The sequence below is a fragment of the Bradyrhizobium sp. CB2312 genome (genome assembly GCF_029714425.1).
Classification (GTDB): domain Bacteria; phylum Pseudomonadota; class Alphaproteobacteria; order Rhizobiales; family Xanthobacteraceae; genus Bradyrhizobium.
Genome location: NZ_CP121668.1, coordinates 1,953,860 through 1,970,660, shown reverse-complemented (window position 1 = coordinate 1,970,660; position 16,801 = coordinate 1,953,860). Strand labels below are relative to the sequence as shown.

The window sequence follows — 16,801 nt, the reverse complement described above, 5'->3', positions numbered from 1 at the left end:
CGGTCGCGGCCTCAACCTGATCGCGCGTCAGCGATGGAATCGACAATCTCCTCGGCCGATTGCCCTCGGGCGAGGCGTCCACCATAGACGGGAACTCTCGTGTTTTAATGACCGGTTGGTTGCGATCACCTTCGACTTCTACCCACCGACGCAGTTCAGACGATGAAGACGGCTTTAGAGGTCGGTGTCGATCTTGCCAAGATCAAGGACTGGTTCGCCTAACCCGACTCGGTACGGGTCGAGGGACAGCTGCCGGATCGCTTCATACAGGCGAGCCGGGGTACGATCTCTGAGGGTCCATGGATGCCTGGCTCAGCCCGCAGGATAATAGCTACGGAAACACCAACCCAACGGCAGCTTCACGCACTGAAGCGGCTGAGTGGAATTGCCCGTGTCCCAAATAAATCCGAAGCCGTCACGTCGAAAGAGGAAGCGGAGAAGCTCTACGGGAGCGACTAAAACTGACAGTTTTCTCGCATATCGACTTGCGTCTATCTCGACGACCTGCAACGGAGAGCCTTCATGTACATACCAACCCACTTTCGAGATGACGACATCGAGAATATTCGAGCGACAATCCACTGCGCCCGATTGGCCAACCTAGTCACAGCGACATCAGATGGGCCACTTGCGACGCCTCTTCCGCTCTTCCTCGACGAGAGCGAAGGCGAACACGGCGCACTATACGGGCACTTGGCGAAGGGCAATCCGCAATGGCGCACGGCCCCGATCGGAGAAGCTCTGGCAATCTTTACTGGCGCAGAGGCTTATGTGACGCCATCCTGGTATCCTAGCAAGCGACAAGCTGAACATGTGGTTCCGACATGGAATTACATCGCGGTCCACGCCCATGGGCCGATTGAGTTCTTCGAGGATCCCACTCGCCTGCTTGAGGTTGTGACGCGTCTGACGAATATCCATGAGACATCACGTGCGACGCCCTGGGCCGTCAGCGATGCTCCCGCGGATTTCATCGGCGCCCAGTTGCGTGAAATCGTCGGCGTGCGCATCCCTATCACCATGGTCCAAGGCAAACGCAAGATGAGCCAAAACCGCCCCACGCCTGATCGCATTGGTATCGCCACCGGCCTAGCGGCGAGCAAACTGGCACGGGACCAGGAAGTTGCAGCTCTTATCTTGGTTCAGGACTGAGACGAAAATGTGCATGACCAGCAGCGCCGCAGCCATCTTACATCTACAGCTCTCACGAACCCCAGCGGTCGGGCCATCAATTAACTCGCGAAATTCACGAACGGAAACGTCAGCTCGGGCTTGCCGCACTGTGCAGACACTTGTCCGCATTCTGACAGAGGCACAATCTGTGTCAGGTCCAGTACAACGCGCATAGTAAGCGTCCAGACTTTCGAAAGCCCATTCGACTCTGCGGCTCCCTGCGCCGCCCGGGATGGCCATTGCTCAAAACAAAGCAATCCAGAAAAGAGCCGCGGAGGCAGCAATGCTCACGCTCTGCAAACTCCATCTCGTCCCCCGGAAGCAATTACATTGTTGAACCAATTCGCGCACAAGTGACAACGACTTGGAATGGAGACTCACCTCAGCGAGTTGCGAGCCGCGCAACTCAGTCTAGGAGCATGAGCAAGCAAGAGCCGCGACGCTTGTATATGCAGGCCAATGATTTGTCCCCAGAAAGAACCGTCATCGTCATAGTGAGCGATATGCCAGTTGAGACGGAACTTGCCCGCAATCTCGTCTCGTCAACGTATCAATCGTGGGATGATTTGTTTTCGAGGGGCGCTTCCGCGCGGCAGGGCCGGACTACATAATTCATGACCACCATAATCTATTGCCATTCAAGACCTGCCGTTTGCTCGCTCCTGGTGTCGCTTCGCGATTCGACATTCGAAGGGGTGGCTCGGTGAGCGAGTTCTTTCGTCACTCGGCCCAACCACTGGCTCAGTTCGAGTGACTCGTGCCAAATGCCACGATTCGTTTACTGCCCATGATCGAGTACATACTTGCGTTTTGCTTGGCACGATGCTTGCTGAAGATCATTTGTCCCAAGGGGTGAGGAAGAACTGCAAAGGCTTGGAAACGCAAAGATGAGCACAAACGCTTTGATCGGAGGCGCCATTCCGAGCACCGATGTTGCGAAACGTGCAGCGCGCATCGGTGCCGAAGTCAAAAATATCAAGCTATCAGGCGACCTACCGGACCACACGATCGCCGCGATCAACAGCTTATTGCTCGAGCACAAGGTGATCTTCTTCCGCAATCAAGGACATCTCAATGACGCTGAGCATGAGCGCTTTGCCGCTCGTCTCGGAAAGCTAGTGCCACATCCGATGCTCGGTGCTACCAAAGGGATGGCGTCGCTCCTCGAACTGGACTCCACTCGCGGCGGCGGTCGTGCCGACGTTTGGCATGCGGATGGGACCTTCGCCGACGCCTATCCCAAGATTTTGGTCCTGCGGGCCGTTGTAATGCCAATGTTCGGAGGCGACACCGTATGGTCGAACACAGCTGCCGCTTATCTTGGTCTGCCGCCGCCGCTACAACGGCTTGCCGAGGCCCTATGGGCCGTTCACAGCAACGTCTTCGATTACGCCGGGATCGCGCGGGTCCGTGAGGTCGACAAGAAACATTTTGACGAGGTGTTCACCAGAACGGTTTTTGAGACCGAGCATCCCGTCGTACGCGTCCATCCCGAAACGGGCGAGCGGACGCTAGTGCTCGGCGCCTTGGTGAAGCACTTTATTGGAATCCGCAAATACGACGGACAAAAGCTATTCGATCTGCTCCAGTCTCACATCACCGCGCCCGAAAACACTGTGCGTTGGAATTGGTTAGAGGGCGATATTGCGCTGTGGGATAACCGCGCAACGCAGCATTACGCGGTCAACGATTACGGGGACCAGCATCGCGTCGTACGTCGGGCCACGATCGAGGGTGACGTGCCTGTCAGTGTCGATGGCCGGAGCAGTGTAACGCGAAAGATGACCGAATAACTTCACGTCGACGCCCCCGCGCCCCGCGCTGAAAACTGGGAAAAATTGGCAATCGGAGCTGTTTCGGGGCAAACTCGGAAGAACTTTGCGACGCCATATCTCAGCTCTTGATGCCAACTCGGCAGCGTTTCGCTGTGCTGGCAACTATTTAGCGTGGGCAACGGCTTCGAGGAAACCACGAGCATCACTGTCCTTCGCCGGTGGCCGGTACGTGGCCTTCACGTTTCAGTTTAGAAAATTCTCGGTCAGCGGCCATAAAGCGCGCCAACATTGGGGCGATGAGTTTAGTTGGACCGACCAGTTGACCACACTGACGCGTAAGCACTTCTGCATATGCAATGAGATCACGATGCACGGCCGCGGGCAGCTCCGCACTCACTTTGACCGGCTTGTCGTCTGGAAGCTCTCCTATTCTAAGCTTGGGCATCCCTATCCTCCATATGGCGCAAGTATGAGGTCGCGATTGACGAGAACACGAACCGGGAAACCAGGTCGCACGGTCAGCGTGGGCTGGATGTTGAGACTGCGCCGAACTACCTGCTGTCCGGTCTGGTTCAGTGAGTCCGAGGCGCCGTGCCGCAACGCTTGGATGATTGCGCTGTCGTTGCTGTTGGTATCAGAGCCGGCTCCCAGTTCGGTCCCGACCGCCAGAAACGTGGACAGTGCCGCAGCCTTAAACAGCTCACCCCAGTGATTGTCGACCTGGTCTTCGAGGCCTGCATATCCTGCGGCATCAGCGCCAGGCTGCCGCTCGAGAACGATAGAACGTCCATTCGGCATGATCAACCGGGTCCAGACGAGCAGGACACGGGACTGGCCGAAAGCGACCTGGCTATCGTAGACCCCGATCAGACGCGCTCCCTGGGGCACAAGCAGAAAGCGGCCGGTCGGTGAGTCAAAAAGGTTCTCCATGACCTGCGCGGTCACTTGGCCTGGAAGGTCCGATCGGATCCCGGTGATAAGCGCCCCTGAAATCACCGTCCCAGCCTGCACGATGTATGGTGAAGAGGGTTTGGCGATACGGTCAGGGCTTACCGCTCGGCGGTCCACAGAGGCGTTCACGAAGGCAAGCTTGCGGTCCTGGCCGTTCTGCGCAGATCCATCATCGCCAGTGCTCGTTGCATACGGTGGCGTGACTCGGTCGTTTTCAACCGCCGCAGCGGACGGACGCGCTCCGCCATTGATCGCAGCGAACAAATGGCTGGTGCGGGCTGCCTCGGTCTCTTGTTCCCGGCGCTGCTGCTCCGGATCGGCGCCGATCGCCGGTGACTGGCCCTGAGCGGCAAGGATCGGCCGACCAAGGTCGCCGGGGAGCGGCGGACCAAGCTGCGGGATTGGCTGGCGCGGAACGCCGGCATAGTCCTTCGGCAGCATCGTAATTCCGTCGGCAACATTGTGATGGTCGGTACTGTAAAGCTCATCGGCCGCTTGATTGCGTGGATGATTGCTCTGCAGCGACCACAGCACCGCTCCGCCGATGACAAGTAATGCAACTGCGCTCCCGCCGGCCAGGATCTTCCGCGACAATCGCGTCACGCGCGGATGCTCTGCTCTCAAGCGGAAGCTCCTGGACTGATCCTCTTGTGTCTCAGGCGGAGCGGCTTGTTCCTGATCGTTTCCATTCCGGGTGTTCATGACGACGGCCTCCCGTCGGTCCGAACAATGCGGACCTTCTGCTGGTGCTCGCCGCCAAGCCGCAGTTCCGCGGCAGCAAATAGCCGATCGACGATCAATACGTTGCCGTAAGCGCGGTAGTTGACGAGTTCAGTCTTGCCGTCTGGACCGATGGCGAAGAGCGGAGGCATCTCGCCCTGCACGATGCCTTGCGGGAATTCGACATAGACCTTGCGGCCATCGTCATATGCTGCGAGCGGCCGCCAGGGAGGACTGTCGCCTTCGATGGCATAGCGGGAGATTCGCTGCGCCGGATCCGGAAGGACGGGCTTCAGAGCAGCTGAACGCGACCGTTCGCGTACCGTCTCAGGATAGTACCAGGCAACGGATGGCATGTATGGCCGCTCGCGGGAGCGTAGCTCGATCAGGTAGGTGCGCCGGTCAGTATTGACCACCAGGTTGGTCTCGATCGAAGCTCGGGTCGGCTTGACCAGGATGTGGACACGCCGTGTGTCCCCGCTCCCGCTCTCGGTATCGCCCACGACCCAGCGTACGGTATCTCCGGCCGCGATCGGCCCTGATCCCGTCAACTGTTCTCCCTCCTCGAGCGCGATATCCGTGATCTGCCCCGGCGCGGCGTAAATCTGATAGAGCGCGCCGGGACTGTAGGCGTAGATTTGCGCCGCGTTGAAATAGCCCCGCTTGCGCGGTTCGACCCGGGCTGCGCTATTTGCTGTCTCAACCCGGCTCACGGGTTCAGCATCTTCCTTCTCTCCCGACTTGCCGCCGAGAGCGGGCTTCCAGAGGGGTGGAACGTGAAGCGATCGCGATCTGTCGTTGACAGCCACCGGCGTCGCCGATAGCGGTGGCACTTCGGTGTCATAGCTGATCTCCGGCGGAATGTAGGTCGCGCACCCACCGAGCGCCGACGGACAAAGCAGAATAGCGGACAGAACTGCACGCTTCGAGTTCACGAACACGGTCCAAGCCGAATTGAGCTTGCTGCGCTTCGAATTAACGTCAAATTGCGTCTTGGTCACTGACTCAACTCCTTTGACCAGTTGATCGCGCGGACGTAAACGCCAAGCGGATTCTTGCGCAGGCGTTCGGCGTCGCGGGGCGTCTCGATGACGATCGAGAGAATTGCAGTCCAGCGCTCAATCGAGCTCAACGAACCGTTGTCGTAGGTGCGCTGGGTCCAAGCCACCCGAAAGCTCTCCGAAGAGGCGCGAATGACGCTCGAGACCTCGACGGAGATTTGCGCCTTACCCAGCTTTGCGAACGGGTCGTTGTTGCGCGCGAAGTCGTTGAGCGCAGCCGCGCCGCGATCGGTTGTAAAATCATAGGCCCGAAGCCAGTTTTGGCGCAGAACGATTCCGTCGGCAGGTAGGCTCCTGACATCCTCGATAAAGCGCGCCAGATGGTAGGCAATCTGCGCATCAGTCGGCTGATAGTCGATGTTAGCTGGCGCAACCCTTTGGGCCTTTCCAAGATGATCGACCTCAACCACCCACGGCGTGATCGAGCCTTGATTTGATTGCCAGACAAGTCCACCCGCGAGACCGACTGAAAGCATCAAGCAACCGAATGCCATCAGGCGCCAGTTCTTCGCTTGCACTCGCGCCGATCCGATGCGTTCGTCCCAAACCTGAGCTGCCTTTTGATAAGGCGTAGTCGGCTCGGGCATTCGCCCGTAGTGTACTGATGATCGTTTGAACATCGATGGTTGCCCCTGGTATCGAGTGATCGGTTTCAAGTCGTGCGGTGGCTCGGATTTTGAGGCGCTGTAGGGTGAGGTGTCAGCGCTCTCCTTCAGACAAATCGACGGATGAGCCGCTGCCACTATGATCGCCTGAGCGGACCGCTTGGCCGGCTGCTGATGCACCGTGCCGAATAGTCTCGGCACGCTTCATGCGTCGCGCCCAATCGGGTTGCCCTTCGGCCGAAGTGCTCGCGGCCGACGCACCGGTTTCCCCACCTCCGCCGAGTGCGGCGGCTGCACGACGCAACGGGCTCATGGCAGCCGAGGCGCCAGCCTCGGCAACGCCAGCAATGCCTCCGCTTCGATAGGCGGCGGACGCTCCACTCCAGACGGCGCCCCCGCCGCGCGCGGCCCCAGCAATTGCGCCGCCAGCGAGACCAACACCGCCGGCGGCAAGACCCGCGCCCGCCGCAACAATGCCACCGGCAGCAAGGCCCGTTCCAACCGCGGCACCGGCACCGAGCTGAGGTCCGCCCGACACCAGGCCGTTTGCAATACCCGGACCGAAGATACCGAGGCCCAGCAAGGAGAGCGCCGCGAGCACCAGTGTCATCGCGTCCTCGATGGTTGGCTGATTGCCGCCAAAGCCAGCGGTGAACTGCGAGAACAGGGTCGATCCGATCCCGACGATGACGGCCAGGACCAAGACTTTGATTCCGGAGGATATGACATTGCCCAGGATCCGCTCTGCTGCGAAGGCGGTCTTGCCAAACAAGCCAAACGGAATGAGCACGAAGCCGGCAAGCGTCGTGAGCTTGAACTCGATCAGGGTGACAAAGAGCTGGATCGCCAGAATGAAGAAGGCGAGCAACACCACGACCCAGGCGAACAGGAGAACGACGATCTGGACGAAATTCTCGAAGAAGCTGATGTAGCCCATCAGGTTGGAGATCGAGTCGAGCAGCGGACGGCCGGCGTCGAGTCCGACTTGAGCGATCTTTCCCGGCCGCAGGAAGTCCGACGCGGAGAGACTTGTGCCAGATGCCTTCAAGCCAAGACCGGCAAAGCTCTCGAAGACGATGCGCGCCAAGCTGTTCCAGTTGCCGATGAGGTAGGCAAAGACGCCCACAAAGAGCGTCTTCTTGACGAGACGGGCGATGATGTCCTCGTCCGGCCCCCAACTCCAGAACAACGCAGCAAGCGTAATGTCGATCGCGGCAAGAGTCGTGGCGAGATATCCGACGTCACTTCGCAGCAGCCCGAAGCCGTTATCGATATAACGCGTGAACGTTTCCAAGAACTGGTCGATGATCCCCGTACCCGTCATGGCTTGCTCGCCTCGGGCGTCACCGGTTGCGGATATCCTTGCGGGATCCGGCTCTGGTCTTTTGGGGCGGGCGCCAACGTTACGGGCGGTTTCTCTTGGCCTGGAACAGCGGCACCGGCTTTCTTGCCCAAGAAGCGTCGCCGGTTTTCGGCCCAAACGCCCTTACATTGCCGATAATCCGCTGTTTCTTCCGGAGTGACGCCGCGGCAGCGCGCGAGGTCTGAGCTGGTTGCATCGGTCGTCTGCTCCGCCCTCGGTGTCGGCGGAGAATTGTCTCCGCCACGCAGCTGAATCGTGCAGGCAGCGACGGCTACTAGGCCGATTGTCGTAAGCAGCGACAAAGCCTTGAATGCCTTTAAGTCGGTCATTAGTGGAACATCTGCACGTTGGATGATTGATAGCCCTGCCCAGGTGTCAGGAAGCGCCGAAGTTGTTCTCGTCCCTGATCCTGGGCCGAGGCGCGCTGAGCTGATTCAAGACTCTGCGCCCGGCCTTGCGCCGTCACGACAGCGGTGAGGTCGGCGAGCTGCTGCGCGTTCAGCGCAAGGATCTGATTGCCAGCTTGCGTTGCCTGCAGAGCGCCGCTAGCGCCTTGGCTTGACGTTACGAGCGCGGACGTCTGGATGCGGTTAGTGTCGAGATTGTCAACGATGCCGGCTTGGACTCGAAGCGCGTCTTGTGTTGCCGCGTAAGTATTTTGCCACCGCGATTGAGCGTTGGTGACCAGCAACTGGCTGGATTGGTTTCCAGCGGCCGGCGCGTAGTTCGTCGAGAACGCGCGATCGATCTGCTGGACGTCATAGGCAATGCGCTGCGCCTGGCCCAGTAATTGCTGGGTCCGCTGAATCGAGGATTGCAGTTGCTGCAGCGATGAATACGGAAGGTTTGCCAGGTTCTTCGCCTGATTGATGAGCATCTGCGCCTCGTTCTGCAACGAGATGATCTGATTGTTGATCTGCTGGAGCTCCCGCGCGGCGGTCAGGACGTTCTGAACATAGTTGTTGGGATCGAAGACAATCAGCGCCCGTGCGGGCACCGCGACGCCAAGCACTAGTGCGACAGTGCCAGCGGCCGCCAACAGACCAAGACGCTTCATAGCGGTTTCTCCAGATTGACGAGATTGGGGATCAGGTCGAGGGCCCAGGCGACGCCACGGTGCTGGAGCCAGGCGGGCACGAAGCCGTCGGCTCCATGTTCGGCGATGAGTTGCGTGATGACAGCCTGGTCTGTCTTGGAAGAGGCTGCGGTAAATGTGAGCGCAATCTCGCCAAGACCAAGTTCGAACATCCGGTTGCCGCGACGAGACTGGCAATAGTAGTCGCGCTTTGGCGTAGCCCGGCTCAGAAGCTCGATCTGGCGGTCATTGAGGCCGAAGCGGCGGTAGATGGCAGTGATCTGCGGCTCGATCGCCCGTTCGTTCGGCAGCAACAATCGCGTTGGGCAGCTTTCGATGATGGCCGGCGCGATCGCAGATCCATCAATGTCCGAAAGCGACTGGGTGGCGAAGATAACGGACGCGTTCTTTTTCCGAAGCGTCTTCAGCCATTCCCGGAGTTGCCCTGCAAAATCCTCGTCATCGAGGGCAAGCCAGCCTTCGTCGACAATCAGGAGTGTTGGCCGGCCGTCGAGACGATCACCAATGCGATGGAAGAGGTACGCCAGCACGGCCGGCGCAGCACTCGTTCCGATCAAGCCTTCGGTCTCGAATGCCTGCACCGAGGCCTCGCCAAGGCGCTCGAATTCAGCATCGAGCAAGCGCCCGGATGGACCGCCGAGGCAATAAGGTTGCAAGGCGCGTTTCAGGGAGTTCGATTGCAGCAGAACCGACAGGCCCGTGAGGGTGCGCTCCTCCCTCGGCGCCGAGGCAAGAGACGTCAGCGCCGACCACAGGTGATCCTTGACCTCCGGGGTGATCTCAAGCTTTTCTCGCGCCAGGATCGCGCCGATCCATTCCGTCGCCCACCCCCGCTCGACGGAATCGTCGATCCAGGCCAACGGTTGCAGGGCGACGGGGCTCTCGTCTCCGGCAGACAGCGCACCGCCGAGATCATGCCAGTCGCCATTCATGGCGAGCGCGGCCGCCCGGATTGAACCGCCGAAGTCAAACGCAAAAACCTGAGAGTTCGGATAGCGGCGGAACTGTAGCGCCATCAGCGCGAGTAGCACTGACTTGCCAGCGCCTGTCGGCCCCACCACGAGGGTATGACCGACATCGCCGACGTGGAGTGAGAATCGGAACGGCGTTGATCCCTCGGTCTTGCCGAACAGAAGCGGCGGACCCTTGAAGTGCAGATCCCTCGCCTCGCCGGCCCACACGGCCGACATCGGAATCATATGGGCGAGGTTGAGGGTCGATACCGGCGGCTGCCGCACATTGGCGTAGACGTGCCCGGGCAGACTGCCGAGCCACGCTTCAACGGCGTTCACCGTCTCGATCATACAGGTGAAATCGCGGCCCTGGAGGACCTTCTCGACCAACCTCAGCTTTTCGTCGGCAGCATTGGGATCGCGATCCCAGACGGTAATTGTTGCAGTGACAAAGGCTTGCCCGATCTGATCCGACCCCAGTTCCTGCAAAGCCGCGTCGGCATCTATTGCCTTGTTGTGGGCGTCGGTATCGAGCAGCGTCGACGCCTCGTTCGTCATGACCTCCTTGAGAATGGCGCCAATCGACTTTCTCTTGGCGAACCACTGCCGTCGAATCTTGGTCAGAAGCTTGGTGGCATCAATCTTGTCGAGCATGATTGCCCGGGTCGACCACCGATACGAGAATGGCAGACGATTCAGGTCGTCCAGGATCCCCGGGGTCGTAGCGCCCGGAAAGCCGACAATCGTCAGGACCCGAAGATTGGCTGAGCCCAACATTGGCTCTAGCCCGCCGGTCAACGGCTGGTCGGCCAAGAGCGCATCGATGTACATGGGAATTTCGGGCACCCGAACGCGGTGACGCTTGGTCGAGATCGTCGAGTGCAGGTAGGTCAGTGTGTCCTGATCGTCGAGCCAGGCGCATTCGGGCATGAAGCCTTCGACGAGTTGCAGTACGCGGTTGGTTTGATCGACAAACCCGCGCAGCACCTCGTGCGCGTCGGCTCCAACGCTCCGATCGCGTCCCTCATAGAGTAGTCGCTCCGCCCTGGCGGCCCCCTCCTCGGGGGGCAGGTAAAGAAAGGTGAGGAAGTAACTGGATTCATAGTGAGCGTCCGCCTCTTCAAACTGAGCTCGGCGCTCAGCGTCGACCAGTGCGGACGCGACATCCGGAAAGGTGTTCGGCGGATAAGCACCCGCAAAATGGCGTTGCGCCTCAACGAAGACTGCCCAACCAGATCCCAGGCGGCGCAGGGCGTTATTCAGGCGACCCGCGACGGCGACGAGTTCAGCCGGCACTGCGCTATCCAGGTCAGGTCCCCGGAACTTCGCCGTCCGTTGGAACGAGCCGTCCTTGTTCAGGATGATCCCCTCGTCGACCAAGGCGGCCCACGGCAGGAAGTCGGCAAGACGCGCGTTGGAATGGCGGTATTCGGCAAGGTTCATCATATTATCGAGCTCAGGTGTTGAGATGGCCGGGAATACGCAGATGTCGGCGCACGACGTCGACAAAGGCTGGATCGCGCTTGGCGGCCCAGACGGCGGCCATGTGGCCGATGAACCAGAGGACAAGACCCGCGATCCAGAGCCGCAATCCCAGCTCAAGGGCTGCCGCAAGCGTGCCGTTCACGATCGCAACCGACCGCGGCGCGCCGCCCATCAGAATTGGCTCGGTGAGCGCGCGGTGAACGGGCACGACAAAGCCTGTGACCAGTTCACCCATCAGATCACCACGCCGCCGCCGAAGGAGAAGAACGACAGGAAGAAGCTCGAGGCGGCAAATGCGATCGACAGACCGAACACGATCTGGATCAGCCTGCGGAAACCACCTGACGAGTCACCGAACGCGAGCGTGAGCCCGGTCACGACGATGATGATGACGGCGATGATCTTCGCGACCGGGCCTTCGACCGACTGCAAGATCTGATTGAGTGGCTGCTCCCACGGCATGTTCGAGCCAGCCGCCCACGCCGGCGCCGACGCCAAAAGCACCGCGCCGAAGGCGGCCAACGATGCACCTCGAAAAAAGCGAAATTGCTGACGCATGTCAGTCTCCTGCTGTTGAAAGGCTGTAGTCGCCGGCGGCCCCGAGCCCGGTGACGAGGGCGAGCTCAGCGAGGCGACGATCGGCGCCGCGGCCCGCAAGGACGGCGACGAGGTTGATGGTCTCGGCGATCAGGGCGCGCGGAACCGTGATGACGGCTTCCTGGATGAGTTGCTCGAGCCGCCGCAGCGCACCGAGCGCAGTCCCAGCATGGATGGTACCGATGCCGCCGGGATGGCCGGTGCCCCAGGCCTTGAGCAGGTCGAGTGCTTCGGCACCTCGGACTTCGCCGATCGGAATGCGGTCAGGACGCAGTCGGAGGGACGAGCGGACAAGATCCGACAGCGTGGCCACACCGTCCTTGGTCCGCAGCGCAACGAGATTGGGCGCCCTGCACTGTAGCTCGCGGGTGTCTTCGATCAGCACGACCCGATCGGAGGTCTTCGCCACCTCGGCCAGAAGCGCATTCGTCAGGGTTGTCTTGCCGGTCGATGTCCCACCGGCGACCAGGATGTTCTTCCGTGCGACGACCGCGTTCTGCAGGATCTCGGCCTGCTCCGAGGTCATGATTCCCCTGGCGACGTAGTCGTCGAGCGTAAACACGGCGACGGCGGGCTTGCGGATGGCAAAGGCCGGTGCTGCAACGACCGGGGGTAAGAGTCCTTCGAAGCGCTCACCGGTCCCGGGTAGTTCGGCTGATACCCTCGGCGCACCGGCATGCACCTCGGCACCGACATGATGTGCTACCAGGCGGACAATGCGCTCGCCATCGGCTGCGGAGAGAGTTTCGCCTGTGTCGATCAGGCCACTCGACAACAGGTCGACCCACAGCCGTCCATCCGGGTTGAGCATCACCTCGATGATCGCGTCGTCTTCGAGGTAGCCGGCAATCGCAGAGCCAAGTGCGCTGCGCAGCATTCGCGCACCGCGCGAATTCGCTTCCGATTGAATGGAATGGATTGTCACCGCTCGCCCCCACGAATGAGGACGCCCAAAGCGCGTCCTCAGATGGGGATGATTAGAAAATGCACCAATGCACTTAGCGCAACAAGCGCTTTCCGTGATCGTAGGCTGGCGTAGAAAAAGAAAGACTGAAAACTGGTATTTGACGGCTACTCAGTCGCATTGGCTCAGCGCGAGCTGCTGTTCACCACTCCGCATCGTCATCAGCAGGCAGGAGGACGACCGAATTCTCATACAGGCCAACTGACTCAACAGCGTCGGAGATATTAGCAGGCATGAAGAAAGAAATTGAACTCATCCATGAGGCGACGGATCGGCGCCAAGGCAGCACGAACCAGGCCAAGGCCGCGATCTGCAGTGCGACGTTGAGGCCGAACGCGACTTGATAGGCCTGGACCGGCCGATGACCATCGATCGCGGTCCATTGCTCAAGGATCAGGCCTGTCGCGTATTGTGCCAGAAAAGCCCAACCAAAGTGCAAGACGTTCAAGGCGCCGTTGGCACGACCGGCAAGCTGCGGCGGAAAGTAATCTGCTATTACCGCGAAGCTGACCACCGTTGCCGTTCCGGCAATTGCGACAACGGACCAGGGCAAGATGGACGGCAGAGGCACTCGCAGGATCAAAGCTAGCTCGGCTGCGATAAACAGCACCGCAACCGTCGCTAATACCGTCTCCGCCTCGATGCCCCTTCGTTTGACGTAATGGACGGTCATCCCGAACAACAAGGCGCCGCAGCTCAAAACGATCGACATTATGAACAGCTGTCTTACGAGACTTGCGCGATCAAGCCCCTCCACGTCGGTCAGCCATGGTGATGCCCACAGTCCTTGCAGAGACCAGGCTGATCCAATGCAAGTCGCCGAAAATGGGGCCACTCGCCAAAAGCGACGATCTGCAAAAACGGAGCCAAGGGTGGCGCGCGTTGTTGATGGCACAATGCCTCGTTCGGGCACCGCGACATAGATGAGAATGGCCGTCGCACCGGTGGCGGCCGCCAGAATCTCAAAGAGCTGCCGCCACCCCATCCAAGCGAGTAGGTGTTCGATGGGAGCCGTAGCAGTCACCGCTCCAAGTGATCCCAGCATGATCATGTAGCCGTTCAGCAAGGCAACTCGTTCCCTGGGGAACCAAAGGATGATGGATTTCAGACCTGCCGTCAGTGCCGCTGCCACACCAAGCCCGATCATTGCGCGCGCGATCAAAAGTGACAGGAAGTCGGTCGATACCGCGAACACTCCCGCGCCGATGGCTGCGAGCAGGAGCAGAACACTCTGGACGCGGCGCGGACCAAAGCGATCCAACAAAATGCCGACCGGGATCTGAGCCGCCGCGAACACCAGGAAATACACCGACGTAAGCAACCCGAGGTCGGCAGCCCCAAGCCCAGCATCCGAGATGAGATGACTGGCGATCAAAGCGTTGATCGTTCGAAACAGATACGAAAGATAGTATCCAACCGCAAACGGGAGAAATACGCGCGCGGTGAGGCGCCATGCCCCTGAAATCTGCATGCTGACCCCTGTTGCTGGCAGCTCGCGCGAGCCGATAGCGTGACCAGCTTTTCGTCAGTTTAGCAAAATCGCTGCGGGCGTAGGCTAGCGAAGAAAAAGAAGGACTGGCGAAATGGCCTTCCTACGTAGTTCAATCAGGTTTCGTCAACCGTCTCCTGACTGCGGATATCTTCCGGAATCTCGCGCAGAAAGCTTTGGCCCTTTTGCAAGCGACGCCCAAGCGCCTCGACAAATCCTTCGAAGCGCTCCCTGCCCTTTGCCTGCGCGGCCGCCTGTGCATCGTTGGGCAACGGTGGCGTAATAGTCAGCCAGAACCGAATGAACAGAGCCAAGGTCTCCGCCGTCAACCCAACGTCGCGCTCGAGCCTCTGCATCTGACGCGACAGCCGGTCGAGGCGCCGGGTAAACGCGGCCTCTCGCCGATCAGCGCCGTCCGGCGATAGAAACGAAGCGACCGCAGCTTCCACGATCGCAGACCGAGAAAGCTTCTTGCGATCGGCAAGCTCCGAGATCTGTTTCAGAAGCTCTGGCGGGAAATAGACATTCATCCGGTCGCGCATATCGCCTCAGAGCTCCATACCGTCATTTGGGTCCATGGCGACTTGACGGGCGACACCGCGCATCTGTTGGCGTATGAGCCGGGACTGGCGGACAGCATCCTCATCATCGTCAAGAACGGCGGCAAATTCTTCTGCCGGTGTCGATTCGATTGTTTCCCTGACGATAGCAACGTGATCGGGGAGTTCAGGTTCACGACGGAGTCCGCTGTTCGCCGTGACTTTCTCGGCCTCCGCGGCTTTGTCAGTTGGACCTCCCGTCGGCTCCAGCGCTCCGAGCGCTGACCATCCGTCCGTTCGCGAGGATCGACCGGCCCTCGCCGGATCCGGCGGCGGCAAAACCCGCTCGGTGAATCGCCGATCCTCATAGTAGCGGACCTTCTTCGCCCGGATCGGCGCCGTCCCCGCCACCATGACGATCTCGTCCATCGGCGGAAGCTGCATGACTTCGCCCGGGGTCAGCAGCGGCCTAGCCGTCTCCTGGCGCGAGACCATCAGGTGCCCCAGCCAGGGGTTCAATCTGTGCCCGGCATAATTCTTCATCGCTCGCATCTCGGTCGCGGTGCCCAGTGCATCGGACACCCGCTTGGCGGTCCGCTCGTCGTTGGTCGCAAAACTGACGCGAACGTGGCAGTTGTCGAGGATGGCGTTGTTGGGCCCATAGGCCTTCTCGATCTGATTGAGCGACTGCGCGATCAAGAAGCTCTTGATGCCGTACCCCGCCATGAAGGCGAGCGCGGACTCGAAGAAATCAAGCCGCCCCAGTGCCGGGAACTCGTCGAGCATCATCAGGACTCGACGCCGACGGTCGCGGGCGTGCAGGTCTTCAGTCAGGCGACGACCAATCTGGTTCAGCACCAGACGGATCAGCGGCTTGGTCCGCGAGATATCGGAGGGCGGAACCACAAGGTAAAGAGTCGTCGGGTGGCTGTCCGCGATCAGATCGGCAATCCGCCAGTCGCAACGGCAGGTCACCTGGGCCACCACGGGATCGCGGTAGAGCCCGAGAAACGACATCGCCGTGGACAGGACGCCGGAGCGTTCATTCTCGGATTTGTTGAGGAGTTCGCGCGCGGTCGAGGCGACCACGGGATGGGCGCCCTGCTCGCCAAGGTGCGCAGTGGTCATCATTGCCTTCAGCGTCGCCTCGATCGGCCGCTTCGGATCGGACAGGAAGGCGGCGACACCGGCCAGGGTCTTGTCCACCTCGGCATAGAGGACATGGAGGATAGCGCCGACCAGGAGCGAATGACTGGTCTTCTCCCAATGATTCCGCTTGTCGAGAGAGCCTTCGGGGTCGACCAGGACGTCGGCGACGTTCTGCACATCGCGAACCTCCCATTCCCCGCGCCGGACCTCGAGAAGCGGATTGTAAGCCGAGGATTTCGAGTTGGTTGGGTCGAACAACAGGACGCGGCCATGCCGCGAGCGGAAACCCGCGGTCAGTTGCCAGTTCTCCCCCTTGATATCGTGCACGATGGCCGAACCCGGCCAAGCGAGAAGAGATGGGACAACGAGGCCAACGCCCTTACCTGAACGGGTGGGTGCAAAACACAACACGTGCTCCGGCCCATCATGGCGGAGGTAGTCGCGATCGAGCTTGCCCAGTACCACACCATCCGGACCGAGAAGTCCGGCCGCTCGAACCTCTTCCGCATTAGCCCAGCGCGCCGACCCATAGGTCTCGACATTCTTGGCCTCGCGGGCCCGCCAGACCGACATGCCGATCGCCACAGCGATCGAAACAAAGGTCCCCCACGACGCGATGAAGGCTCCCTCGACAAAGACCTGAGGCGCGTAGGCATCGTAGACGAACCACCACCAGAAGAAGATCGGCGGATAATAGATCTTGAAGCCCAACAGTTCGAACCAGGGCCGGCCAAGCTCGGGCTGGTAGGCAAGTCGCCAGGCCGTCCACTCGGTTGCTCCCCAGATGGCCAGCAAGACGATCAGGCCGACAACGATCACCTGTCCCCAGAGGATTTTGGTTCCGGACATTCCGAGCGTCCTTCCGCAACTGAATTGGCGAG

At 60.3% G+C, this 16,801-nt stretch carries 16 protein-coding genes; 2 read left to right on the top strand and 14 right to left on the bottom strand.

The features are described 5' to 3' along the window. Positions 1-522: 522 nt before the first annotated feature. Together QA642_RS09385 and QA642_RS09380 are read left to right on the top strand one after the other, a co-directional pair. On the top strand, positions 523-1,152 hold the full coding sequence (locus tag QA642_RS09385) for an FMN-binding negative transcriptional regulator (protein ID WP_092220475.1): 630 nt from the start codon (positions 523-525) through the stop codon (positions 1,150-1,152). A gap of 908 nt (positions 1,153-2,060) precedes the next feature. Further along, entirely contained in the window at positions 2,061-2,966 is a 906-nt protein-coding gene (locus tag QA642_RS09380) for a TauD/TfdA family dioxygenase (protein WP_092220473.1), read from the top strand. Between the two features lie 184 nt (positions 2,967-3,150). Here the strand turns inward: QA642_RS09380 and QA642_RS09375 are convergent, their stop codons facing one another. The 14 genes from QA642_RS09375 to QA642_RS09310 form a co-directional block, all read right to left on the bottom strand. Then, a complete protein-coding gene (locus tag QA642_RS09375; RefSeq protein WP_283084403.1) occupies positions 3,151-3,393 on the bottom strand; it encodes a DUF2274 domain-containing protein in 243 nt (80 codons plus the stop codon). A gap of 2 nt (positions 3,394-3,395) precedes the next feature. After that, on the bottom strand, positions 3,396-4,601 hold the full coding sequence (locus QA642_RS09370) for a TrbI/VirB10 family protein (RefSeq protein WP_283084402.1): 1,206 nt from the start codon (positions 4,599-4,601) through the stop codon (positions 3,396-3,398). Further along, positions 4,598-5,620, bottom strand: coding sequence for a P-type conjugative transfer protein TrbG (gene trbG / locus QA642_RS09365; protein WP_167381183.1), 1,023 nt, complete (start codon positions 5,618-5,620; stop codon positions 4,598-4,600). Before trbG ends, QA642_RS09370 begins: the two co-directional genes overlap by 4 nt. Further along, positions 5,617-6,300 (bottom strand): conjugal transfer protein TrbF, encoded by a 684-nt coding sequence (gene trbF / locus QA642_RS09360; protein WP_283084401.1) that lies wholly within the window; start codon positions 6,298-6,300, stop codon positions 5,617-5,619. The genes trbG and trbF overlap by 4 nt, the downstream gene beginning before the upstream one ends. Positions 6,301-6,379: 79 nt before the next feature. Beyond that, positions 6,380-7,609, bottom strand: a complete 1,230-nt coding sequence (trbL, locus tag QA642_RS09355; RefSeq protein WP_283084400.1) for a P-type conjugative transfer protein TrbL — start codon at positions 7,607-7,609, stop codon at positions 6,380-6,382. Then, positions 7,606-7,977: a putative entry exclusion protein TrbK-alt gene (trbK-alt, locus tag QA642_RS09350; RefSeq protein WP_283084399.1), complete on the bottom strand. Its 372-nt coding sequence runs from the start codon at positions 7,975-7,977 to the stop codon at positions 7,606-7,608. Before trbK-alt ends, trbL begins: the two co-directional genes overlap by 4 nt. After that, positions 7,977-8,705: a P-type conjugative transfer protein TrbJ gene (gene trbJ, locus QA642_RS09345; RefSeq protein ID WP_194392096.1), complete on the bottom strand. Its 729-nt coding sequence runs from the start codon at positions 8,703-8,705 to the stop codon at positions 7,977-7,979. The genes trbK-alt and trbJ overlap by 1 nt, the downstream gene beginning before the upstream one ends. Continuing rightward, positions 8,702-11,143, bottom strand: a complete 2,442-nt coding sequence (gene trbE, locus QA642_RS09340; RefSeq protein ID WP_283084398.1) for a conjugal transfer protein TrbE — start codon at positions 11,141-11,143, stop codon at positions 8,702-8,704. Before trbE ends, trbJ begins: the two co-directional genes overlap by 4 nt. Positions 11,144-11,153: 10 nt before the next feature. Next, positions 11,154-11,417: a VirB3 family type IV secretion system protein gene (locus tag QA642_RS09335; protein WP_283084396.1), complete on the bottom strand. Its 264-nt coding sequence runs from the start codon at positions 11,415-11,417 to the stop codon at positions 11,154-11,156. Continuing rightward, complete coding sequence (locus QA642_RS09330; protein WP_092220456.1) at positions 11,417-11,740, bottom strand: TrbC/VirB2 family protein; 324 nt, start codon at positions 11,738-11,740, stop codon at positions 11,417-11,419. The genes QA642_RS09335 and QA642_RS09330 overlap by 1 nt, the downstream gene beginning before the upstream one ends. A 1-nt stretch (position 11,741) precedes the next feature. Continuing rightward, positions 11,742-12,656, bottom strand: coding sequence for a P-type conjugative transfer ATPase TrbB (gene trbB / locus QA642_RS09325; RefSeq protein ID WP_283084395.1), 915 nt, complete (start codon positions 12,654-12,656; stop codon positions 11,742-11,744). 229 nt (positions 12,657-12,885) lie between these two features. Beyond that, positions 12,886-14,214: an MFS transporter gene (locus QA642_RS09320; protein WP_283084394.1), complete on the bottom strand. Its 1,329-nt coding sequence runs from the start codon at positions 14,212-14,214 to the stop codon at positions 12,886-12,888. Between the two features lie 134 nt (positions 14,215-14,348). Further along, positions 14,349-14,774: a CopG family transcriptional regulator gene (locus tag QA642_RS09315; protein WP_283084393.1), complete on the bottom strand. Its 426-nt coding sequence runs from the start codon at positions 14,772-14,774 to the stop codon at positions 14,349-14,351. Between the two features lie 6 nt (positions 14,775-14,780). Beyond that, positions 14,781-16,769 carry a conjugal transfer protein TraG gene (locus QA642_RS09310; protein WP_283084392.1) on the bottom strand — a complete coding sequence of 663 codons (1,989 nt, stop codon included), beginning with the start codon at positions 16,767-16,769 and terminating at the stop codon, positions 14,781-14,783. Positions 16,770-16,801 lie beyond the last annotated feature (32 nt).